General features: G+C 64.5%; 22 protein-coding genes. 10 read left to right on the top strand and 12 right to left on the bottom strand.

What is annotated here, in order from left to right:
- Window positions 1–109 precede the first annotated feature (109 nt).
- Window positions 110–670 (top strand): carboxymuconolactone decarboxylase family protein, encoded by a 561-nt coding sequence (locus tag IVB41_RS16005; protein ID WP_027568030.1) that lies wholly within the window; start codon window positions 110–112, stop codon window positions 668–670.
- Window positions 671–683: 13 nt separating this feature from the next.
- Here the strand turns inward: IVB41_RS16005 and IVB41_RS16000 are convergent, their stop codons facing one another.
- Window positions 684–2,267: a diguanylate cyclase gene (locus IVB41_RS16000; RefSeq protein ID WP_247432567.1), complete on the bottom strand. Its 1,584-nt coding sequence runs from the start codon at window positions 2,265–2,267 to the stop codon at window positions 684–686.
- A gap of 440 nt (window positions 2,268–2,707) precedes the next feature.
- Between IVB41_RS16000 and IVB41_RS15995 the strand changes: the two genes are divergently transcribed.
- Window positions 2,708–2,953: a hypothetical protein gene (locus tag IVB41_RS15995; protein ID WP_027568028.1), complete on the top strand. Its 246-nt coding sequence runs from the start codon at window positions 2,708–2,710 to the stop codon at window positions 2,951–2,953.
- A gap of 48 nt (window positions 2,954–3,001) precedes the next feature.
- Here the strand turns inward: IVB41_RS15995 and IVB41_RS15990 are convergent, their stop codons facing one another.
- On the bottom strand, window positions 3,002–3,937 hold the full coding sequence (locus IVB41_RS15990; RefSeq protein ID WP_247282942.1) for an alpha/beta hydrolase: 936 nt from the start codon (window positions 3,935–3,937) through the stop codon (window positions 3,002–3,004).
- A gap of 117 nt (window positions 3,938–4,054) precedes the next feature.
- Between IVB41_RS15990 and IVB41_RS15985 the strand changes: the two genes are divergently transcribed.
- Window positions 4,055–4,942, top strand: coding sequence for a branched-chain amino acid aminotransferase (locus IVB41_RS15985; protein ID WP_247432564.1), 888 nt, complete (start codon window positions 4,055–4,057; stop codon window positions 4,940–4,942).
- A gap of 160 nt (window positions 4,943–5,102) precedes the next feature.
- On the opposite strand, the gene phaR is transcribed toward IVB41_RS15985, so the two are convergent.
- A complete protein-coding gene (gene phaR, locus IVB41_RS15980; RefSeq protein ID WP_027568025.1) occupies window positions 5,103–5,699 on the bottom strand; it encodes a polyhydroxyalkanoate synthesis repressor PhaR in 597 nt (198 codons plus the stop codon).
- A gap of 303 nt (window positions 5,700–6,002) precedes the next feature.
- On the opposite strand from phaR, the gene IVB41_RS15975 reads away from it, so the two are divergent.
- The 3 genes from IVB41_RS15975 (at window position 6,003) to IVB41_RS15965 (ending at window position 9,146) form a co-directional block, all read left to right on the top strand.
- A complete protein-coding gene (locus tag IVB41_RS15975; RefSeq protein ID WP_027515119.1) occupies window positions 6,003–7,181 on the top strand; it encodes an acetyl-CoA C-acetyltransferase in 1,179 nt (392 codons plus the stop codon).
- Between the two features lie 241 nt (window positions 7,182–7,422).
- Window positions 7,423–8,148 (top strand): acetoacetyl-CoA reductase, encoded by a 726-nt coding sequence (gene phbB / locus IVB41_RS15970; RefSeq protein ID WP_247432561.1) that lies wholly within the window; start codon window positions 7,423–7,425, stop codon window positions 8,146–8,148.
- A gap of 128 nt (window positions 8,149–8,276) precedes the next feature.
- Window positions 8,277–9,146 carry a DMT family transporter gene (locus IVB41_RS15965; protein ID WP_247432558.1) on the top strand — a complete coding sequence of 290 codons (870 nt, stop codon included), beginning with the start codon at window positions 8,277–8,279 and terminating at the stop codon, window positions 9,144–9,146.
- A 34-nt stretch (window positions 9,147–9,180) separates the two neighbouring features.
- Here IVB41_RS15965 and IVB41_RS15960 read toward each other — a convergent pair whose 3' ends face one another.
- On the bottom strand, window positions 9,181–9,603 hold the full coding sequence (locus tag IVB41_RS15960) for a cupin domain-containing protein (protein ID WP_247282948.1): 423 nt from the start codon (window positions 9,601–9,603) through the stop codon (window positions 9,181–9,183).
- Between the two features lie 37 nt (window positions 9,604–9,640).
- Window positions 9,641–10,408 carry a hydroxyacylglutathione hydrolase gene (gene gloB / locus IVB41_RS15955; protein WP_027568021.1) on the bottom strand — a complete coding sequence of 256 codons (768 nt, stop codon included), beginning with the start codon at window positions 10,406–10,408 and terminating at the stop codon, window positions 9,641–9,643.
- Window positions 10,409–10,517: 109 nt separating this feature from the next.
- On the opposite strand from gloB, the gene IVB41_RS15950 reads away from it, so the two are divergent.
- Complete coding sequence (locus IVB41_RS15950; protein WP_007599158.1) at window positions 10,518–11,264, top strand: class I SAM-dependent methyltransferase; 747 nt, start codon at window positions 10,518–10,520, stop codon at window positions 11,262–11,264.
- A 71-nt stretch (window positions 11,265–11,335) separates the two neighbouring features.
- Here IVB41_RS15950 and IVB41_RS15945 read toward each other — a convergent pair whose 3' ends face one another.
- Together IVB41_RS15945 and prmC are read right to left on the bottom strand one after the other, a co-directional pair.
- Window positions 11,336–12,130, bottom strand: coding sequence for a DUF4167 domain-containing protein (locus tag IVB41_RS15945; RefSeq protein ID WP_247432555.1), 795 nt, complete (start codon window positions 12,128–12,130; stop codon window positions 11,336–11,338).
- A 462-nt stretch (window positions 12,131–12,592) separates the two neighbouring features.
- A complete protein-coding gene (gene prmC / locus IVB41_RS15940) occupies window positions 12,593–13,501 on the bottom strand; it encodes a peptide chain release factor N(5)-glutamine methyltransferase (protein ID WP_247432552.1) in 909 nt (302 codons plus the stop codon).
- A 77-nt stretch (window positions 13,502–13,578) separates the two neighbouring features.
- Here prmC and IVB41_RS15935 point away from each other — a divergent pair, with 77 nt between their 5' ends.
- A complete protein-coding gene (locus tag IVB41_RS15935; protein ID WP_247432549.1) occupies window positions 13,579–13,998 on the top strand; it encodes an HIT family protein in 420 nt (139 codons plus the stop codon).
- Here the strand turns inward: IVB41_RS15935 and IVB41_RS15930 are convergent.
- From IVB41_RS15930 to IVB41_RS15915, 4 genes are all read right to left on the bottom strand, one after another.
- Window positions 13,995–14,693, bottom strand: coding sequence for an ABC transporter ATP-binding protein (locus tag IVB41_RS15930; protein WP_027568017.1), 699 nt, complete (start codon window positions 14,691–14,693; stop codon window positions 13,995–13,997). The two genes, IVB41_RS15935 and IVB41_RS15930, sit on opposite strands and share 4 nt — an antisense overlap.
- On the bottom strand, window positions 14,690–16,537 hold the full coding sequence (locus IVB41_RS15925; RefSeq protein ID WP_247432546.1) for an ABC transporter permease subunit: 1,848 nt from the start codon (window positions 16,535–16,537) through the stop codon (window positions 14,690–14,692). The genes IVB41_RS15930 and IVB41_RS15925 overlap by 4 nt, the downstream gene beginning before the upstream one ends.
- An 11-nt stretch (window positions 16,538–16,548) precedes the next feature.
- Window positions 16,549–17,424 (bottom strand): branched-chain amino acid ABC transporter permease, encoded by an 876-nt coding sequence (locus IVB41_RS15920; protein ID WP_247282961.1) that lies wholly within the window; start codon window positions 17,422–17,424, stop codon window positions 16,549–16,551.
- 100 nt (window positions 17,425–17,524) lie between these two features.
- The gene (locus IVB41_RS15915; protein WP_027568014.1) at window positions 17,525–18,859 is read right to left on the bottom strand and encodes a substrate-binding protein; all 1,335 of its coding nucleotides are present in this window, start codon (window positions 18,857–18,859) and stop codon (window positions 17,525–17,527) included.
- A 335-nt stretch (window positions 18,860–19,194) separates the two neighbouring features.
- On the opposite strand from IVB41_RS15915, the gene IVB41_RS15910 reads away from it, so the two are divergent.
- Both IVB41_RS15910 and IVB41_RS15905 read left to right on the top strand, forming a co-directional pair.
- Window positions 19,195–19,728 carry a hypothetical protein gene (locus IVB41_RS15910; protein WP_247282963.1) on the top strand — a complete coding sequence of 178 codons (534 nt, stop codon included), beginning with the start codon at window positions 19,195–19,197 and terminating at the stop codon, window positions 19,726–19,728.
- A gap of 112 nt (window positions 19,729–19,840) precedes the next feature.
- Window positions 19,841–20,311, top strand: a complete 471-nt coding sequence (locus tag IVB41_RS15905) for a MarR family winged helix-turn-helix transcriptional regulator (protein ID WP_247284068.1) — start codon at window positions 19,841–19,843, stop codon at window positions 20,309–20,311.
- A gap of 33 nt (window positions 20,312–20,344) precedes the next feature.
- Here IVB41_RS15905 and prfA read toward each other — a convergent pair whose 3' ends face one another.
- The gene (gene prfA, locus IVB41_RS15900) at window positions 20,345–21,430 is read right to left on the bottom strand and encodes a peptide chain release factor 1 (protein ID WP_247432541.1); all 1,086 of its coding nucleotides are present in this window, start codon (window positions 21,428–21,430) and stop codon (window positions 20,345–20,347) included.
- Between the last annotated feature and the right edge of the window lie 29 nt (window positions 21,431–21,459).

Here is a 21,459-nt window from a genome sequence, read left to right as displayed (position 1 = left end):
AGCTGGCGCCTCCCTGCCATTGCAAGATTGCACGGCCGTCACGGCAACTTCACTTGCCTTGCGCGCGCCTGCGGGCGAGTTTCGCGGCTTCTCAACGAGGAGACCTGCCGTGCGCCTTCCCATTCTCGACCCGAAAGACCTGAGTGCCGAACAGAAGCCGCTCTATGACGACATGCGAGCGGGCATCAAGGATCACTTCAAGGGCTTTGTGAACATGCGCGACGATGGCGCGCTGCTCGGGCCCTGGAATCCCTGGATCCGTGAGCCGCGCTTCGGCAAGCCGGTGTGGGAGCTGGTCAAGGCGATCGCGGCGAACCCGCTGCTGCCGGCGCCGGTGCGTGAGGTCGCGATCCTCGTCACCGGGTCGCATTTCCGCTCCGGCTACGAACTCTATGCGCATGTGCTGGTCGCCGAGCAGCGCGGCCTCTCCGACGAGAAGCTCGCGACCATCGTCGCCGGACAGCGGCCGGTCGATCTCACCAAGCAGGAGGCCGTCGCCTACGACGTGGCGTCCGCATTGGTCAGCGGCGGCGTGCTGCCGGAACTGACTTATCGGGCCGCGGTCAAGGAATTCGGCGAGCACGGCGCGGCCGAACTGTCCTATCTCGTCGGCGTTTACTGCATGGTGTCGGTCACGCTGAACACGTTCGACGTGCCGGTGCCGGACTAGATCTGCGGTGCGATCACTCCGCCGCCTTGTTCATGGACGGCGGAGGCGACCAGGCAATACAGCGATTGCGACCTTCGGCCTTCGCCTGGTAGAGCGCGTGATCAGCCGCGCTCATCAAGGCGTCGATGCCGGACATGCTGACACTTGCTTCCGCAATGCCGATGCTCACGGTGACGCCGAACTGAATTTGGTCGGCGGCGATCTGTGCGCTCATCACGCGTTTGCGGATTCTCTCGGCGACGATTCTTGCACGCGACAGGCTGGTTTCGGGCAGCAGAATCGCGAACTCCTCGCCGCCGAAGCGGCCGACGACGTCCGATTTGCGCTTGCCATCGAGGCATGCGGCCGCCACGGCCTTGATCGCTTCGTCTCCGACCGCGTGACCATAGCGGTCGTTGACCGACTTGAAATGGTCGATGTCCAGCATCAGGACCGAAACGGAGCGGTAGTAGCGCTGGAAGCGGCTCCATTCTGCGTCGAGCGAGCCCAGCAAATGGCGGCGATTATAGAGGCCCGTGAGCGGGTCGGTGGTGGCCAGGCGCTCCAGCATGTTGGCCTTGTTGGTGAGATCGGTAATATCGACATAGGTCAGCATGCGGCCGCCGTTCGACATCGTGGTGCAGTGGGCCCTGATCCGCCGCGCATCCGGCGTCTGGAGGTCGCGCACATGATCGCCCGCCTTGACTTCGGCGACGCGCTTGACGGGAAATTTCGCCAGTTCGTTCGCCGGCAGATCGGGCGCGCTCGCACGGTGCACCCGGCTCACCAACGATGCATAGGTCGGGCGGGCGGCGGCTTCCTGTTCGCTCACCTCCCAGAACCGCCGCATGCGCCGGTTCATGAAGCTGGCGTTGAGATCGCGGTCGAGCAGCAGCACGCCGTCCTCGACGTTCTCGAGGGCGTCGCGCAGCAATTTCAGCTCGTCGGAGTAGCGCACGATGTCGGTGACCGGCGTATAGGTCAGCATCCGCCCGCCGTTGGGCAGAGGCGTGCATTGCATCCGAACGACGTCGCCGCTGGTACGGCGCAGGTCGCGCGGCGACGCATCGCCTACCTGTATTTGACGGACGCGCTCGGCGACATAAGCCTCCAGCTCGGCCGGCGGAATCTCGTAGGCGAGCGTATCGCGGCCATGATGCATCAGCATCACAAATGACGGGTTGCTGTTGGCGACTTCATCCGGCAACAGCCACATCTGCCGGAACGCCCGATTGATCAATTGCGCGCGGAGATTGGCATCCAGCAGCACGATGCCCAGTGGGACGAAATCGAGTGCCGCGCGAAGCGCCAGCATCTGTCCGCGCATCAGCGAATCGGTCGGCCGCTCCTGCTCGTCCACGGCCTTCGGATCGACATGATCTTCCGCTCCGAGCGCAACCCCGACCTGACGGTCCGACCGCCAGAGCACACGGCAGGAGAGGATCTCCTGGCCTGCGAGCCGGAGCTGGAACCGATCGGGCACGCCGAGGCTGCTCTGCATCTCCAGCGTCGCGCCGTCTTCGGACATCCGGCGCACGACGCAATCGATCGTCGACTGACCGAAGTTGAAGAAGATCTGGCCGGCGAGGAACGTTCGTTCCGATACCAAGCGGGGCATTCCCAACCTCCCAAGCGGAATTGGCTCAGTTTGCCGCAAGCTTATTTGCCGAAAGGTAAGGCGGTGCGCGATTGCGCGAGAGGGCTAACAATTGGTTCACGCATCCGGCGTCGTTTACGTCAGCGGAGAACGCGAAAAGCCCTTCATCATCAACGATGAGCGGGAGCGGCCTTGCTCCGATATGCGTGAAAATGCGGACGCTCCGCTTTACGGAAAATCCACCACGGTCCGCAGTCAGCCGCGCACCGCGTAGAGCGGCGTCCGCAACGTCACGCGTTTGCCCTGATGGCGGAACTGCCTGTTGGATGGAATGTGATCGCCCGCGTGGTCAAGCGGTGTCCGCAATCGGTGGACGGTGCGAATGCACGCAGGTACGTTGCCGTGACCGCACGGACACAATCCGCGCCAGAGTGCAGGCCGGACAATGGAGAACGATAGCCATGGACACGTCACGCCGCATCCTGCTCGCCGGACTGGCGGGATTCGCCGTTGCGCCGACCGCCGCTGGAGCCGCGCCCTCGATCGCGGCCGATGACGTGACGGTCGCCGAAGAGCGCTTTGCGCGCATGATCGCAGCTGCGCATGCGCCCGACGTCACCTGCGTGCGACAGGCCGAGCGTTATGCGGACGCGCATTGGCCAAATTACGTCGCGGCGGCGCGTTCCGTCATCGCGGCGAGAGCGTGAGGCATTCTCTTTCCTCTCCCGTTGCGGGAGACGGCAACACGAGGTGTTTCACGTCCCCACCGCTCGCCTGACCTGCTCACCGATCTGCGACAGCACGAGCTGCGCCTGCGGCAGGATGGCGCCCATGGCGTGGAAATTGTGAACCATGCCCTCGTGGCAGACGTGCTCGACCGTGACGCCCGCGGCGAGCAGCTTGCGCGCATAGGCATTGCCCTCGTCGCGCATCGGGTCGTACTCGGCGGTGTGGATGATGGCGGTCGGCAGGTCCGCAAGCCGTGTCGCGCGCAAGGGCGAGATGCGCGGATCGGCGGCATCCAAGTCCTCGGGCAGATAATCGGCGAGATCGGCTTCGATCGTGACGCGGTCGATCAGGTGGCCCTCGGCGAATGCCTCGCGCGAAGGCGAGGCCTCCTCGAAATCCAGCACCGGGCAGATCAGGCATTGCGCGACGATGGAAAGGCCCGCGGCCTGCGCGGCCTCCTGGCACACGATCGCAGCGAGCGTTGCACCGGCGGAATCGCCGCCGAGCACCAGACGCCCGGCGTCGATGCCGAGCGATGCGGCCTCGCGCGCCACCCATTCGGTGGCGGCGATCGCATCGTCCACGGCGGCGGGGAATTTGTGCTCGGGTGCCAGCCGGTAATCGACCGAGACGAGACGGCAGCCGGTCGCATGTGCCAGCGCCGCCGCGATGCGGTCATGCGTGGCGATGCTGCCGGCAACGAGCCCGCCGCCGTGAAAGAACACGAAGCCGGGCGCGCGATCATCGGCGCCTGCGGGTGAATAGAGGCGATAGGGCAGCGCGCCGCCGGGACCAGGCAGCATGCCGTCGGACGTCGTCACGTCAGGGGCATCGGCGCGCGCAAACTGCATCAGCTTTGCCAATGATTGCCGCCGTGCCTCCACGCTGGGCCGGCTCCGCGCCTGCGGCGCAGCCGCAGCCATCATGGTCAACAAACGCTTTGCTAGCGGATCGAGCGGCATGGTGCTTCCTTTCCCCTTCCGGGAGGGTAACTCACCATTTTCCCGCAGGGAATCATTTAGAAATTGCGCCCAATAGTGGCGCTATAATGCGGCGCCACGCCAATGGAGAGGCCGGTCATGGCCGAGATCAAAAAGCCCATCGCTTATTCGCCGAGCTGGACCTTCTTTGAGGGCAAATGGCATGACGGCAATGTGCCGATCATGGGTCCGCGCACGCATGCGGCCTGGCTCGGCTCCGTCGTGTTCGACGGTGCGCGGGCGTTCGAAGGCGTCGCGCCCGATCTCGACCGTCACGTCGCCCGCGCCAATCAATCCGCGATCAGCTTTGGCCTGAAGCCGCTGGTCGATACCGGGACCTGGCTGACACTCGCAAACGAGGGCATCGCGCGCTTCGCGCCGAATGCCGAGCTCTACGTCCGTCCGATGTACTGGGCGCGGAACGGCTCGGGCGGCGGCGTGCTGTTCGATCCCGAGACCACCGATTGGTGCCTGTGCATCTACGAGGCGCCGATGCCAAAGCCGGTCGGCAACGCGATCACGCTGTCGCCGTTCCGCAGGCCCACCGCCGAGTGCGCCCCGGTCGAGGCCAAGGCCGCCTGTCTCTATCCGAACAATTCGCGCGCGCTTGCCGAGGCCGCCTCGCGCGGCTTCCAGAACGCGCTGATGCTCGACATGCTCGGCAACGTCGCGGAGTTCGGCAATTCCAACGTGTTCATGGCCAAGGACGGCGTGGTCTACACGCCGGTACCGAACGGCACCTTCCTCAACGGCATCACCCGCCAGCGGGTCATCAGCCTGCTTCGCGCCGACGGCGTCACCGTGGTCGAGAAGACGCTGCGCTATGCCGACTTCCTCGCCGCCGACGAGATCTTTTCGACGGGCAATTTTGCGAAGGTCGCGCCTGTGATTCGTATTGACCAGCGCGAGCTGAAGCCGGGCCCGTTCTACACGCGCGCGCGCAAGCTCTATTGGGACTTTGCCCACGTGGTGAAGCTGGCGGCGTAGCTTCCGCAGTTTCCCCGTCATTGCGAGCAAAGCGAAGCAATCCAGGCTGCCTCCGCGGAGGGATTCTGGATTGCTTCGCTGCGCTCGCAATGACGAGGTGGGGGACTGCTGAGGAAATCAGCGGGCCGCGGCGCTCGCGACGCGAGCGCGACGAGAGGACCTATTCGTCCTTCTTCGACATCCGCTCGAGGCGTTCCTGCATGTCCTTCATCTGCTGGCGCAGATCGTCGATATTGCTGTCCTTCGGGGCTTCTGCGGTCGGCTCGGGCGCCGGCTCCGCGGAGCCGGCGGGGCGGCCTGCGCCGGGCGCGAAAGGCTTGAACATCGAGAAGGTCTGCTGGAACAGCTCCATGTTGCGGCGAACCTGTTCCTCCAGCGGCGCAAACGGGGTCCCGGACAGCGAGGTGGCGATCTGCTTGCGGAACTTCTCCTGCTCCTGCGTCAGCGACGCGATGGCCTGCTCCAGATATTTCGGCACCACCATCTGCATGCTGTCGCCGTAGAAGCGGATGAGCTGGCGCAGGAAAGTGGTCGGGAGCAGGTTCTGGCCGGCCTTGTTCTCCTGCTCGAAGATGATCTGGGCAAGTACGGAGCGGGTGATGTCGTCGCCGGTCTTGGCGTCGTAGACCAGGAAATCTTCGCCGTCCTTGACCATGGAGGCGAGGTCTTCCAGCGTCACGTAAGTGCTCGTCCCGGTGTTATAGAGCCGGCGGTTCGCGTATTTCTTGATGGTGGTGGGTTGGTCTGATTTCGCCATGGGCTCTCACTTGCAAGCGCGGAGAACGGGAACCTGACGGGCTATGCCGCAGGGCGGGAAGAGTACGCAACGCAACAAAATAAGCATTTTCAAAGGGGTCACGCTACCGTTTTGTGCGCCACGGTTAATCGGGCAGCAAAAACGTGCTTGCGAAAGCGCCAAGAACGCTATTTTGAATGCGCTGCGGGATGAATTCGGCCGCCGGCCGATTGACATGCCTCAACGACGTTAACAGGATGCCGTCCGAGACTGGCGAGCCGTTTCCCCAGCCCCGTCTGCCCCCATTCAACCCAGGAGATGCCCATGTCAGACGATGTCGTCATCGTCAGCGCCGCCCGCACCCCGGTCGGAAGCTTCAACGGAGCGTTCGCAACCCTTCCCGCCCATGATCTCGGCGCCATCGCCATCAAGGCCGCGCTGGAGCGCGGCGGCATCGAGCCCGGCCGGGTCTCCGAAGTCATCATGGGCCAGATCCTGACCGCCGCCCAGGGTCAGAACCCGGCCCGCCAGGCCTCGATCAATGCCGGCATTCCGGTCGAGAGCCCGGCCTGGGGCGTCAACCAGCTCTGCGGCTCGGGCCTGCGCACCGTTGCGCTCGGCTATCAGGCACTGCTCAACGGCGATTCCGAGATCGTGGTCGCCGGCGGCCAGGAATCCATGAGCATGGCTCCGCACGCCCAGTACCTGCGTGGCGGCGTCAAGATGGGTGCAGTCGAATTCATCGACACCATGATCAAGGACGGTCTGTGGGACGCCTTCAACGGCTATCACATGGGCAACACCGCCGAGAACGTCGCGCGGCAGTGGCAGATCACCCGCGCCCAGCAGGACGAGTTCGCGGTCGCCTCGCAGCAGAAGGCCGAAGCCGCGCAGAAGGCCGGTAGATTCAACGACGAAATCGTTCCCGTCACCATCAAGGGACGCAAGGGCGATGTCGTCGTCAGCGCCGACGAATATCCGCGCCATGGCGCAACGGTCGACGCGATGGCGAAGCTCCGTCCGGCCTTCGAGAAGGACGGCACGGTCACCGCGGGCTCTGCGTCGGGTATCAATGACGGCGCTGCGGTCGTGGTGCTGATGACCGCCAAGCAGGCTGCCAAGGAAGGCAAGAAGCCGCTCGCGCGCATCGTGTCCTGGGCGCAGGCCGGCGTCGATCCGAAGATCATGGGCTCGGGCCCGATCCCGGCCTCGCGTGCCGCGCTGAAGAAGGCCGGCTGGAATGTCGGCGATCTCGACCTGATCGAGGCCAACGAAGCCTTCGCGGCGCAGGCCTGTGCCGTCAACAAGGATCTCGGCTGGGATACCTCCAAGGTCAACGTCAACGGCGGCGCGATCGCGATCGGCCATCCGGTCGGTGCCTCCGGCGCGCGCGTTCTGGTGACGCTGCTCCACGAAATGCAGAAGCGGGATTCAAAGAAGGGTCTCGCCACGCTGTGCATCGGCGGCGGCATGGGTATCGCGATGTGTGTGGCGCGCGACTGAAGATATTTGCCGCGTCATTTGCGCGTGCGCTGCACACGTGACTGAGTGCGTTGCACGCGATTAAAAAGGCGGCGGTTGCAAATCAAATATTCTTCGCAACCGTACAAGCCTCGACTAAAGAGAAACGCCCGGCTCGACGCCGGGCGTTTTGTTCTTGATGTCCGTCAAACGTGCCCCATAATCCGCGCTTAAAAACGATCGCTCAGAAACGTCCGAAGAGTCCAAGGGAAGGAAATACGATATGGCACGTGTTGCATTGGTGACGGGTGGTACGCGGGGCATCGGAGCTGCGATCAGCAAGGCGCTGAAGGCGGCCGGCTACAAGGTGGCGGCGAGCTATGCCGGCAACGACACCGCGGCGGAGAAGTTCAAGGCCGAGACCGGCATCGCCGTCTACAAATGGGACGTCAGCAGTTTCGATGCTTGCGCCGAGGGCGTGAAGAAGGTCGAGGCCGAGATCGGCCCGATCGACGTGCTCGTCAACAATGCCGGCATTACCCGCGACACCGCCTTTCACAAGATGACGCTCGAGCAGTGGAACGCCGTCATCAATACCAACCTCGGTTCGCTGTTCAACATGACGCGTCCAGTCATTGAAGGCATGCGTGCGCGCAAGTTCGGTCGCATCATCTCGATCTCGTCGATCAACGGCCAAAAGGGACAGTTCGGCCAGGTCAACTATTCCGCGGCAAAGGCCGGTGACATCGGCTTCACCAAGGCACTCGCGCTCGAGAACGCCAAGGGCGGCATCACCGTCAACGCGATCTGCCCCGGCTACATCAACACCGAAATGGTGCAGGCCGTGCCGAAGGAGGTCCTGGAAAAGAACGTGATCCCGCAGATCCCGGTCAATCGGCTCGGCGAACCGGAAGAGATCGCGCGCGCGGTCGTGTTCCTGGCGGCGGACGAGGCCGGCTTCATCACCGGCTCGACGCTGACCATCAATGGCGGCCAATATCAGGCCTGATGGCGCCAATTCTCTCCGCTGAACGTCGCTGAGCCAAATGCCTGTAGCTTCAGGCGCGACAAGGCGATAGTGAAGACGAAAATGCCCGGCCTCGTGCCGGGCATAAACGTCCTCAGAGCCTTTGATCGATGACTCCCCGCACGGCAACGCTGATCGGATTGACCGCGATCCTGATGTGGTCGCTGCTGTCGGTGATGACGGTGGCGACCGGAAAGATCCCGGCGTTCCAGCTGGCCGCGATGACGTTCGCAATCGGCGGTCTCGTCGGCCTGCTCACCTGGATCGGCCGCGGCGAGGCGGCCAAAAGCCTGCGTCAGCCGCTGGCCGTGTGGACCGTCGGTGTCGGTGGATTGTTCGGCTATCACGCGCTGTATTTCCTCGCGCTGCGCTTTGCGCCGCCGGCTGAAGCCGGCCTGCTGAATTATCTGTGGCCGCTCCTGATCGTGCTGTTCTCGTCGTTGCTGCCGGGCGAGCGGCTTGCCGTGCATCACGTCGTGGGCGCCGTGCTCGGCCTCGTCGGCACCGTGCTGCTGTTCGCCGGGAACACCTCCGGCTTCACGCAGGGTCAATTGCCGGGATTGGCCGCGGCCTTCATCGCAGCGTTCGTGTGGGCGACCTATTCGGTGCTGTCGCGCCGATTGAAGGCGGTGCCGACCGATGCGGTCGCGGGATTTTGCCTCGCCACCGCGGTGCTCGCCGCGCTGATGCATGGACTGCTCGAAACCACGGTGTGGCCGGACACGACCTTGCAATGGCTCTCCGTGATCGCGCTCGGCATCGGTCCGGTCGGTGCTGCGTTCTACGCCTGGGACATCGGCATGAAGCGCGGCGACATCCGCGTGCTCGGCGCCGCGTCCTACGCGACGCCGCTACTCTCGACCGGCTTCCTCATCGCCGCCGGATTCGCCAATGCCAGCGCCAATATCACCATCGCGGCGATCCTGATCGCCGGCGGCGGCCTGATAGCCGCGAAGGACATGGTGCTGCGAAAGCGGTAGCGTCATTGCCGGCGCAAGCCGAAGCGACGGGGCCTTAGGGCTCCCAGCCCTTGGGCGCGAGCTCGAACTTCGCGAACTCGAAGGCCGGCGCCACAGTGCAGCCGACCAGGGTCCACTCGCCGGTGGTCTCCGCCGTCTGCCAGGCATCCGCCGGCACGATCGCCTGTGGCCGCTCGCCGTTCAACAGGTCCGCGCCGAGCCGCACCTCGTGCTGAGAGCAGCCGTCATGGGCGATGCGCAGCGTCAGCGGGCTGCCGGCGTAATAGTGCCAGCTCTCGACCGCATCGATGCGGTGCCAGTGCGAACGCTCGCCGCGCGCCAGCAGGAAGTAGATCAGCGTCGAGCGCGCGCGGCCGTTGGTGTCGGTGGTCTGATCGCGAAACGTCTCGCGATAGTGCCCGCCTTCGGGATGCGGTCGGAGTTCAAGGCGCGCGATGATCTCGGCTGCGGTCGGCATCGATTCCCGTCAGGATTTGATCTTCAGGACTTGTTCCTCAAGATTTGTTCTTGCGCTCGCGCAGCTCGCCGAACACCGCGGTGGCATCCGCGCCCTTCATGTGCAGCCTGGCTGCGATCGAGGGTTCATCAGCGCGCAGGAACACGTTTGTCCGCTTTTCATCACCAAGCAGCGAGGGAATGGTCGGCTTGTTCTCGGCCCGCAGCCTCGCCACCTCGGCCGCGCGCGCCTGCAGCGCCGCATTGTCGGGGTCGACGGCCAGCGCGAACTTGACGTTGGACGCCGTGTATTCATGGCCGCAATAGAGCTTGAAGTCGTCGGGCAGGGCACGCAGCTTCAGAAGCGAATCCCACATCATCGGATAGGTGCCCTCGAACACGCGGCCGCAGCCGATCGAGAATAGCGTGTCGGCGGCGAACAGCGCTTTCTCGGTGTCGAACACGTAGGAGATGTGGTCGAGCGTGTGGCCGGGCGTCTCCAGAACGCGCCCCAACAAGCTGCCGACCTTGACGATTTCGGCGTTGGCGACGCGCAGGTCGACGTCTGCGATCTCAGTGGTCTTGTCATGCGGCGCGACGACGCGGCAATTGTATTTCTGCTTGAGTTCGGCGACCCCGCCGACATGATCGCCATGATGATGGGTGATCAGGATGTCGGTGAGCTGCCAGCCCTCGCGCTCGAGCGCCTTCAGGATGGGGCCGGCCTCCGGCGCGTCGATCGACGCCGTCGCCTTGGTTTCCACATCGTGGATCAGGTAACCGAAATTGTCGTTTAAACAGGTGAAAGTACGAATTTCGGCGGCCATGTCATCTCCGATCGCGCTCAGCTCCGTCAGACAAATATGGCGTTAACGTTGCGCAGGCAATGCAATATTCCGCGCGCGGGGGCCGCCTCGTGCATGTTACATTGCGATCATGACCATTGATGTCGTCGACCTCCGCGAGTTCTACTCCCGTCGCCTCGGGATTGTGGCGCGGCAAATGATCAATCGCGGCATTCGGGAGCGCTGGCCGCGCGTCGATGGCCAGCGGGTGCTCGGCTTCGGCTATCCCACGCCCTATCTCGGGTTGTTCCGCGAGGACGCGGAGCGCTGCATCGCCTTCATGCCGTCGGCCCAGGGCGTCCTGAAATGGCCGACGGGACGGCCGGCGCTCGCCTCGCTGGTGGACGAGTTCTCGCTGCCGCTTCCCGACGCCGCGGTGGATCGCATCCTGCTGGTCCACGCACTGGAAATGTCGGACGATCCGGCCGCGCTGCTGCGCGAGGCGTGGCGCGTGCTGTCCCCGTCCGGTCGCGTGATTGCGGTGATCCCGAACCGGCGCGGGGTGTGGACCCGCACCGACAGCACGCCGTTCGGTCACGGCCGGCCCTATTCGCGCTCGCAGATCACCGATCTGTTGCGCCAGACTTGGTTCACCCCGACCGCCTGGGGCGAGGCGCTGTTCATGCCGCCCTATGCTGGCGGCTGGGTGCTGAAATCCGCGCAGATGTGGGAGCGCGCCGGCGCGGCGCTGTCGCTGCCCTTTGCCGGCGTGCACATCGTTGAGGCGACCAAGCAGGTCTACCGCGCGATCCCCGCCAAGCGCGAGCGGGCGCGGCTGATTCCCTCACTGGCGAAGCCGGTGCTGGTGCCGTCATCGACGACGGCGACGCGCGGCTAAAAACAAATCGTCCCGGACATGCCGGGACGATTCAGGTCAGGGTATCTGGCGCAGGATGTCCGGCGAAAGGTTTACTCGCCGGGGGCCACTTCGTCGCTCGAGGCGGCCGGAGCGGCTTCGCGCTCGGGGCGCGGGCCATTCGGGCGGCGGCGCCGCCGCGGAAAGCGCTCGCCACCACCAGCACCTTCGAAGCCGGCCTGGCCGGGCGCGCCACTGTTCACCTGCGGCTGCGGACCGGTGATGAAGGACGGCAGACGATCGACGCTGACCGCGTCGGCGACGACGGGCTGGGGCTGGTTCAGCGGCAGCGGTTGCGGCTGGGGCTGATATTGCGGCTGCGGACGATGGTCGCGTTCGCGATGCTCGCGCGGCTGCTGATTGTCGCGCTGATAGTGGTTGTCGCGGGGCTGATGATCACGCGGCTGATGATCGCGCGGGCCGTCGCGGTCGCGCGTGAAGGGCGGCGGTGGCGGCTGTGGGACAAACCCCGGCTCCTGGCCGAAATTCGAGAAATTCTCGCCGTCGTCCTCGCCGTCGTCGCCGCTGCTGTTGATGGGCTCATCGCCGCGCGGCTGCTGGTTCTGCCGGAACTGCTCCTGAGCCGTCGCGATCAGGCGAAAATAATGCTCGGCATGCTGGTAGTAGTTCTCGGCCGCAACGGGGTCTCCGGAGGAGCGCGCGTCGCGCGCGAGCTGGAGATATTTTTCAGCAATATGCGAAGCCGTGCCGCGGATCTTGATGTCGGGTCCGTTGGACTCGTAGACCCGGGTCATCGGGTTCTGGCCGCGCCGGTTATTATTGTTGTTATTGTTATTATTATTATTGTTGCGGTTGCGCATCCGCTGCTTGTTCTGACCGTTTCTCATGTCCTGCCTTTAATTCCAGCCCTAAAGGTTGCACGCATTACTGATTGCCGAGAGTGACCTGATGACAGCGGTTCACATCGCTTGCGCGCAACCGCACGCAAGAGCGGCTTGATCCCTGCCGATGTTCGTCGACCGTCGCGTTCAACAAAAGACGCGTTCCCCACCGCCAGCATCCATCGCCAGCGAACCCATTCATATCGCCTGCCGAAACAAGCCCTGCTTTGTTGCGTAAGTCTTCAAGCGCAATATCAGGCTTTCGTTCACGTTGCGGTCGGTAAGCAGCGCAGCTCAAATGGCCATCGCGCTCAACAGGACCTGCGGCTTGGAACCTTTATCAGTAAGCTCTCGCCCGAGAGCCCGGCTTTCGCCCGTAAGTCTACGGGGCCGGCACCGATGTGTTGATCGGAAGGTAGTCGTTCCCAAGGGATATTCCAAGAGGTTTTTTGCAGCCCAATCCGGCTTTTATGGGGGCATTTTCCGGGCCGAAACCCCCCGCGGGATGCCCGCCAGATCGGCCTTGGGCGGCCTGTCCACGACCAACGCGGCAGCCGTCAGCAAGGTTTCAATATTTCGGGCCTGGCCCTGTCCGGCCTCGACGATCAGTGCTCCGCCGGGGGCGAGACGTTCAGCCGCCTGCGGGATCAGGGCGCGATAGGCGTCGTAACCGTCATTGCCGCCGTCGAGCGCCAGATGCGGATCATGCTCGCGCACCTCGATGCTCAGTTTCGGAATTTCAGCCGACGGGATGTAGGGCGGATTCGACACGACGAGATCGAACGGGCCGCGGAGCGCCGTTGCGTAGGAACAGGCGACGAAGCTGGCGCGGTCGGCGAGGCCGAGAGCCGCGGCGTTGTCTCTCGCGGTCTTGAGCGCGGTCAGACTGAGATCGGTGCCGACCCCGAACGCGCCGGGAATCTCGTGCAGCAGCGCGAGCAGGATGGCGCCGGATCCGGTGCCGATATCAGCGATGCGCGGGCGCTGTCCCGATATCGTGAGCCCACGAAAGATCTCGAGCGCGAGCTCGACCACCGTCTCGGTATCGGGACGCGGCACCAGGGTCGCCTCGGACAGCTGGAACGGCAGGCCCCAGAATTCCCGAGCGCCGAGAATGCGGGCGACCGGCTCATGCGCGAGCCGGCGCTTTGCGTACGCTTCCAGCCGCGCAGCCTCTTCGGGTGCGAGTTGCCGGGCCGCCTGCGTCACCATGCCGGTCAGATCAAGCCTCAGCGCAGCCCCTACGAGCAGGCGCGCATCGAGAGCGGGCTGCTCGATGCCGGCCGATTGCAGCCGAGCCGCAAGCGCGCGCCGCGCACTCTCGATGCTGTGTCCGGGATCGAAATCTGTCGCCAATGGAACTATCCTGCCTGGCATCGTGGATAGGCCGGCTGGCTTGCTTGCGTCAACGGAAAGGAGCGCGTCAGATCGCGCCTCGCAACGAAGGAGGGTCCATGACGCCCTACGACGATCAGAACGTCTTCGCAAAAATCCTGCGCGGCGAGATCCCCTGCTTCGAGGTTTTCAGGGACGACCGTAGCCTCGCCTTCCTCGATATCATGCCGCGCTCGCCCGGGCACACGCTGGTCGTTCCCCGGGCGCGGGCACGCGGCATCCTCGACATCGCGGATGACGACCTCGCCGCGGTCGCCCGAACCGCCAAGCGGATCGCGATTGCCGCGATGAAGGCGTTCGACGCCGAGGGCATCATCCTTCAGCAGTTCAGCGAGCCGGCCAGCGGCCAGGTGGTCTTTCACCTGCACATGCACGTCATGCCGGTCAGGGCCGGGACCGAGCTGCTGCCGGCGCAGACGCGCAAGGAGGACATGACGGTGCTCGCCGCTCACGCCAGGCGAATGATCGCCGCTCTCTAGACGCCGAGATAGCGCTGGAGCAGCTCCGGCTGGGCCTTGAGCTCCCGCGCCGGCCCCTCGTGCACGATGTGCCCGTTGTTGATGATGTAGATCCGGCTCGCCAGCGCCAGCGTCGCCGCCAAATTCTGCTCGACCAGCACGATGGTCTGGCCGGCGGCGGCGAGCTCGCGGCAGGCCTTGACGAGATCGTGAACGATGACGGGCGCGAGCCCCTCGAACGGCTCGTCCAGCAGCACGATCTTGGGGTCGCGCACCAACGCCCGTGCGATCGCGAGCATCTGCTGCTCGCCGCCGGAGAGCTCGGTGCCGCGGTTGTTGCGCCGCTCCTTCAGCCGCGGAAACATTTCGTAGATCCGATCGAGCGGCCAGCGTTTCGGCGCAGTGATGCCGGCGAGGACGATGTTTTCCTCCACCGACAGGCTGCCGAAGATGCGGCGTTCCTCGTGCACGAGCTGCATGCCGGCCTGGGCGATTCTGTGGCTCTTGCGCCCGGCGATATCGATGCCGTCGAACTTCACGCTGCCGCTACGCGGCGTCACGACCCCCATCAGGCTCTTCAGCGTGGTGCTCTTGCCGGCGCCGTTGCGACCGAGCAGCGCCACCACTTCGTGACGCGCGACGTGCATGGCGACGTCGAACAGGATGTGGGAGTCACCGTAATAGCTGTTCAGGCCGTTGACCTCGATCAGGCTCATGCGGCGATCTCCCCGTGAACTCCGCCGAGATAGGCTTCCTGCACGGCGGCGTTGGCCTTGATTTCCTCCGGCGTGCCGTCGAGCAGAACCTTGCCTTCCTGGAGCACCGTTACGCGTTCGACCAGCTCGAACAGCGAATCCATGTCGTGGTCGATGATGATCATGGTGCGCCCTCGCGCGATCGATTTGAGCAGCTTGACGGTCTCGACGCGCTCGCGTGGGCTCATGCCCGCAAGCGGTTCGTCGAGCAGCAGCAGGCGCGGCGAGGTGGCGAGCGCGAGGCCGATTTCGAGCCTGCGCTTCTCGCCATAGGCGAGCTCGGATACCGGCGTATCGGCCCGGCGGCTCAAATTGACGAGGGCAAGCGTGTGCTCCACCTGCTCGGTCAGGCCCTTGACGCTGGAGAGCTTGCGGAACAGGTCGAGCCGAAATTTTCCACGGAGCTCGGCCAGCGCTGCGATCGTCAGGTTCTGCCGCACCGTCAACCCGGTGAAGAGCTGGTTGACCTGATAGCTCTTGGTGAGGCCGAGCTGGCAGACCTCGGTCACCTTCAATCCCGTGATGTCTCGCCCCTCGAATACGATCTGGCCGGAGCTCGGCGCGATCTCGCAGGTCAGCATCTTGAAGAAGGTCGATTTTCCGGCGCCGTTGGGGCCGATGATCCCGCGCAGCTCGCCCTGATTGACGCTGAAATCGATGTCGCTGTTGGCGGCGAGACCGCCATAGCGTTTGGTCAGGCCGGTGGCTTTCAGGATCGGCCCGGAATATGCGGGATGCGCGACCTCCTTGGCCTGCATCGGCGCCGGTGGGGGTTGCAGTGTGGCCTCGGCGTCAGCGGCCTCCTGCTCCATCTCCGCATCCGTTCGCTTTCGCTTGCCCGAGACGAGGCGGTAGAGATCGGCAAGACCGCCGATGATGCCGCCGCGCAGGAAGCAGACCAGCAGCACGAAGACGACACCCAGCACCAGCTTCCAGGCTGCGCCGAGGCCCAGCGCGGACTGGAGGAAGTCCTGAAGGAAGAGCCAAACGGTTGCGCCGACCAGCGGTCCGAACAGCGTGCCCCTGCCGCCGATGGCCGTCTGCATCACGAGCTGGCCCGAGGTGTCGAAGGTGAAGGCGTCGGGCGGCATGAAGGCCTGGAGCACGCCGAGCAGTCCGCCGGCGAAGCCCGCGTAAGCGGCTGCGATCACGAAGGCGGTCAGCTTGTAGCCATGGATGTTGTGTCCGACGGCCGTGGCGCGCAGCGGATTGTCGCGGATCGCACTCAGAATCGCGCCGACCGGCGAGCGCACGATCCTGAGGGCGATGACGACGCCGACGAAGTAGCACAGCGCGATGAACTGATAGAGCGACCAGCCATTGGTGAAGTGGATGGAGGTGAAGCCGAGATCGAAGCTCGGCGTCGGTACCCCCGGCAGGCCGTTCTCGCCGCCGGTGAAATCGGAAAGTGGATTGAACTCGACGAAGAAGAACACCTCCGCGATCGCCACGGTGATCATCGCGAAATAGATGCCGGTGCGGCGCAATGCGATCAGGCCGATCAGGTAGCCGGTCGCGGCCGCCGCGATCATGCCGATGATCAGCGCGCCCAGCACGTTGCCGAAGCCCGCGCGGGTCAGCAGGTAGGCGGCGACGAAGCCGCCGGTGCCGTAGAAGGCGGATTGGCCGAACGAGAGCAGGCCGGTGAAGCCGAACAGGATGTCGAAGCCGAGGCCGAACAGGCCCCAGACCAGGATCCTGTTCACGGTGTTCGGCGCGAAGCCGAGATGAGGCAGCACGAAGGGGGCTGCGATCAAGCCGATCGCGGTCAGGGCTTCGATCAGGAAGGGGCGTTGCTTGAGCATCAGGAGATCGCTTACTCGCGGCCTTGGACGCCGAGCAGGCCATGCGGTCGTACCACGAGCACGAGCGTCATCGCCGCAAACAGCATCACATAGGCGTAGCCGGGGTTGAACATGGAGGTGACGCTGATGATCTCGCCGGCGATCAGGCCGCCCAGAATTGCGCCGGGGAACGAGCCGACGCCGCCGATCACCACCACCACGAAGGTCTGGACCAGGATGTCGTCACCGATGCCCGGTGTCAGCGACACCACCGGCGCGTTGACGATGCCGGCAAAGCCGGCGGCCATTGCGCCGATGCCGAACACCACCATGAAGACGCGATAGACATTGATGCCGAGCGAATCGACCATCACCGAATCCTCGATGCCGGCGCGCACAATCATGCCCAGCCGGGTCCGGTAAAGGACGATAAAAAGTGCGCCGAGGGCGACCGCGACGATGCCGACGACGGCGAGGCGGTAGGTCGGATAGAACATGAAGCCGAGATTGGTGATGCCCCGGAACAGGGCCGGCGGCGGCACCAGCTGCGACTGGCTCGAGAAGATCAGGCGCACGAGCTCGACGAAACAGATGCCTAGCCCGAAGGTCACGAGCAGCTGATCCTCGTGCGGGCGGTGATAGAAATGGCGGATGATGACGCGTTCCATGAGAACGCCGAGCAGCATCACGAACAGCGAACCCGCGATCACGGCGAGGATGAACGACTCCGTGTACTGGTAGGCGACGAAGCCGGCATAGCCGCCGATCATGAACATCGCGCCGTGCGCGAGGTTGAGCACGCCGAGCGTGCCGTAGATGATGGTCAGGCCGGAGCTGATCAGCGCGAGCAGGGCGCCGAGCGCGAGCCCGTTGAAAAGCTGCGAAACGAGGTTGGGCCAACTTATCATGCGACAATCGCTGTTGTGGCGCGCGATGGTGCGCGTCCAAAAAAGGGTGACGCCGCAGGACCGGAGTGCAGTCCGCGGCGTCACAGGGGTTAGCGAGGTCTCAGCTGTAGTCGCCGAGATGGCAGCCGAAGGCGTCCGGCTTCTGCATCAGGCTCTCCCCCGGGACGATCTCGACGACGTCGTACCAGTCTTCCTTGTTCTTCATGTCCTTTTGCTGCTTGCCCTTGACGATGATCACCGGCCGGACGCACTGATGGTCCTCGGGACGGTAATGCACTTCGCCCACCAGGGAGGGGATCGTCTCGCCCTTCTCGTAGGCCTTGATCACGTCGGGCGGGCTGAAGCTGCCGGCCTGCTCGCACATGTGCGCCCAATGCGCGAAGCTGACATAGGCGTTCTCCGCGCCCCATTCGGGCTTGTAGCCGTACTTCTTCTCGAATGCTTCGTTGAACATCTTGGCGAGCGGGAATTTGTCTTCGATGGTCCACCAATAATCGGTGGCGGCGTAGACGCCCTGCATCAGGCCGCCGGTCTCGCGCGCGATGAAAGGCACCTGGTAGGGGACGACCAGCTTCATCTTGTCGAGCACGCCGAACTGCTTGGCCTGTTGTGTCGACAGCACGGCGTCGTGTCCCCAATTGACGTTGATGAGCACATCGGCGCCTGAATTCGCGACGTTCAGCAGATAGGAGGAATAGTCGGGTGCGCCGAGGGGCGCCACCTGGTTGGTGGTCGTCGTCCAGCCCGCTGTTGCGAGGAAATCCTGCATGGATTTGGTGACGGTGTGGCCGTAGGTGTAATCAGGCGTGAGATACGCGGCCTTCTTGCCCTTACCGAACTCACGTACCATCACCGGGCCGATCGCTGCAGCCGCAGTCTGGCCGTAGAAGTTCTGGCGAAAGCCGTAGCGGACGCAATCCTTGCCAGTGGTATCGTTCGAGCCGGAAATGCCACACACGAAAATGACGTGTTCGCGCTGGGCGAGTTTGTTCAGCGCCACTGCAACGGCGCTCGACGTGCCGCCGGTGATCATGATCGCCTTGTTCTCGCTGATGAAGCGCTGCTGCGCCTGCACCGCCTCGTTTGGCTTGGCCGCGGAATCGGCGACGCCGAACTTCAGCTCCTTACCGAGCACGCCCTTGCTGGTCTTCGGCGATATCTTCTTGATCAGGTCGTGCCCGCTGTTGATGTGCTCGATCGCGAGCTGATAGCCCTTGAGCTCGTCTTCACCCTGTACGGCATAGGTGCCGGTGCGCGGCACGGAGATGCCGATGAAGGCGGTGGAGCCCGAGACCCCGGCGGGGTAGGAGCCGATCGCCAGCTTGTCCTCGGCAAACGCCGGCATCCCGGGCAGAACCGCGCCGCCGATGAGGCCCGCGGTGGTCTGAAGCAGGCCACGGCGCGAGAGGCCGCGGCGGATGAGATTGTCAGTCATGATCGTTTCCTCCGAACATCGTTCTTGTTTGCAGGCAAAGCACGTCCTGTCCGGGGGCAGCCGGCCTCAAGGGCCTGCCCGCGCCGGGCACGTCACATCCGCGTGTAGCTCTTGGACGCAAGCATTGCTTGTGAACGCCTTCTGTCAATTTCGTCTTTGGTCGAACGCCGAAAATTATCTCGTGAAAACATATCGCATCACGATATATATTAGTCTTTGTGAGTACGAGGCTGGCGGGTTCGGCGAGAGAAATGGCGCGGCAGACGACGGTGGCGGGTACCCGGAAGCGACGGTCTTGGCCGCAAGGTGCGGAGCGGCAGGAGGCAGGGTGGCCAGTGGAAGAGGCGAACGGACAGCGAGCGACACCGCAGTCCGGCGATGCCTCGCGCATGCCCGATCCGCGCAACTGGCCGGCCGGCCGGCGCGGGCCCGCCGTCGGCCCCGTTCAGGCGAAGCGCGCACCCGGTCCGATGCAGAAGCTGAGCGTGCGCGCCCAGAACGTCCTCAAGGAGCTCGCGGTCGAGCTCACTGCCGAGCAGCCGCCGAAGGGGAATTGGTCGCCCTCGCGCGAATTGCTGCTTGCTCTGACGGCTGAACGCCTCGCCACCGCGCGCAATTGCGGCCCTCACACGATGAGGGAGATCATCGACTGGGCGCAGGGCTGCGGCGTGACCATCAAGCCGGTGATCCCACCCGGCGGCTCGCTGTCGCAGATGTGGGCGGAGATGATTACCAATGCATCCGCCGGTACCTTGACCAGCTCCGAGATTGCCGGCGCGCTGCAGCGCTCGATCCGGCGGAAGAGCGTCCGCATCCCGATCGCGTTACAGGTCATCCTGGTGAAGATCCTGCTGTCCAGCTTCGAATAGGTGGCGATATTTGTGCATCCGGGGCGCCGGTCGGTTGGTTCGGCCTGACCTTCCTTGCTAGTCTCGGTGAGGCCGCCCGTTGCACCGGCTGGCTCGACGTCGCAGGCAGGGAATGGCCCCATCGAAGCGGAAGACGACACGCCCGGCGCGTGCTGTGCCCACAAAGAGTGGCGCGATGCGCGAGGCCGACTACGCGGCGCTTGCGCAGTTTCGCTATCAGCTCCGAACCTTCCTGGCCTTCAGCGAAGCCGCGGCTCAGAGCGCCGGGTTGACGCCGCAGCAGCACCAGGCGCTGCTGGCGATCAAGGGATTGGCTGCCCCTGATGGCGCCAGCGTCGGCGACATCGCGCGCTTCCTGCTGATCCGGCACCACACCGCGGTGGAGCTGGTGGATCGCATGGCGAAACTGAAGCTGATTGGCCGGGAAGCCGACCCCGATGATGCGCGGCGCGTCTTGGTCAAGCTGACAGCGAAGGGCGAGCGGAAGCTGCGATCCCTCTCGCGCATCCATCTGGACGAGCTCAGCGCCGCCGCGCCCGGTTTGGGCAAGATCCTGCGAGCGTTTCGAGCAAAGAGACGCTGAGGACACGCTGAAGAAAGCGCGAAGCCGCGAGCTTTACGCCGCCGCGCCCTGGGCGGCGAGCTGCGCGGCCTGGTGTTCGGTGGTCAGCGCGTCGGTCAGTTCGCCCAGCGCTTCGCCCGCGATCACCTGCGGCAGCTTGTAGAGCGTCAAATTGATGCGGTGATCGGTGACACGTCCTTGCGGAAAATTGTAAGTGCGGATGCGCTCGCTGCGGTCGCCGGAGCCGACCTTCTCCTTGCGCTCGGCCGAGCGCGCCGCGTCGAGACGTTGCTGCTCGGCGTCGTAGATGCGCGAACGCAGGATGTTCATGGCGGAAGCGCGATTTTTGTGCTGCGAGCGGCTGTCCTGCATCATCACCACGATGCCGGTCGGGATGTGGGTGATGCGGATCGCCGATTCGGTCTTGTTGACGTGCTGGCCGCCGGCGCCTCCGGCGCGCATCGTCTCGATACGCAAATCATCGTTCCGGATCTCGACATCGACCTCCTCGACCTCGGGCATCACGGCGACGGTGGCGGCGGATGTGTGGATGCGCCCCTGCGTCTCGGTGTCCGGCACGCGCTGTACGCGGTGCACGCCGGATTCGAACTTCAGCTTCGAGAACGCGCCGCGGCCCTGCACCTCCGCGATGATTTCCTTATAGCCGCCGACGCTGCCTTCGCTGGCCGAGATCACCTCGACCTTCCAGCCCTGCAGGGCCGCGAAGCGCTCGTACATCCGGAACAAATCGCCGGCGAACAGCGAAGCCTCGTCGCCGCCGGTGCCGGCGCGGATTTCCAGCACCACGTTGCGGTCATCCATCGCGTCCTTCGGCAGCAGCGCGACGCGGATCTTCTGGACCAGCTCCTCGATCCTTGGCGTCAGCTCGTCGCGCTCGGCTTCCGCCATGGCGCGCATCTCCGCATCGGTCGCGGGGTCGGCGATCAGCGCTTCGGTGTCGGCGAGCTCCTTGACGGCCGATCGATAGGTCTTGACCGCTTCGATCAATGGCGTGAGCTCGGAGAGCTCACGCGTGATCTGCACATAGCGTTCGGAAGCGAGCTGACCGAGCGATTCGGCCTCCAGCGAGGCGTGATGCGCGAGCAGGACGTCCAGTTTGGCTTCGGGGAGTGACGACATCGGTTCAGTCTCAAAATGCGGAAAAGGGC

This window comes from Bradyrhizobium sp. 44 (assembly GCF_023073095.1).
Classification (GTDB): Bacteria; Pseudomonadota; Alphaproteobacteria; order Rhizobiales; family Xanthobacteraceae; genus Bradyrhizobium.
Note: the sequence above shows the minus strand (reverse complement) of the source record. Positions and strands in the feature narration are given on the sequence as shown.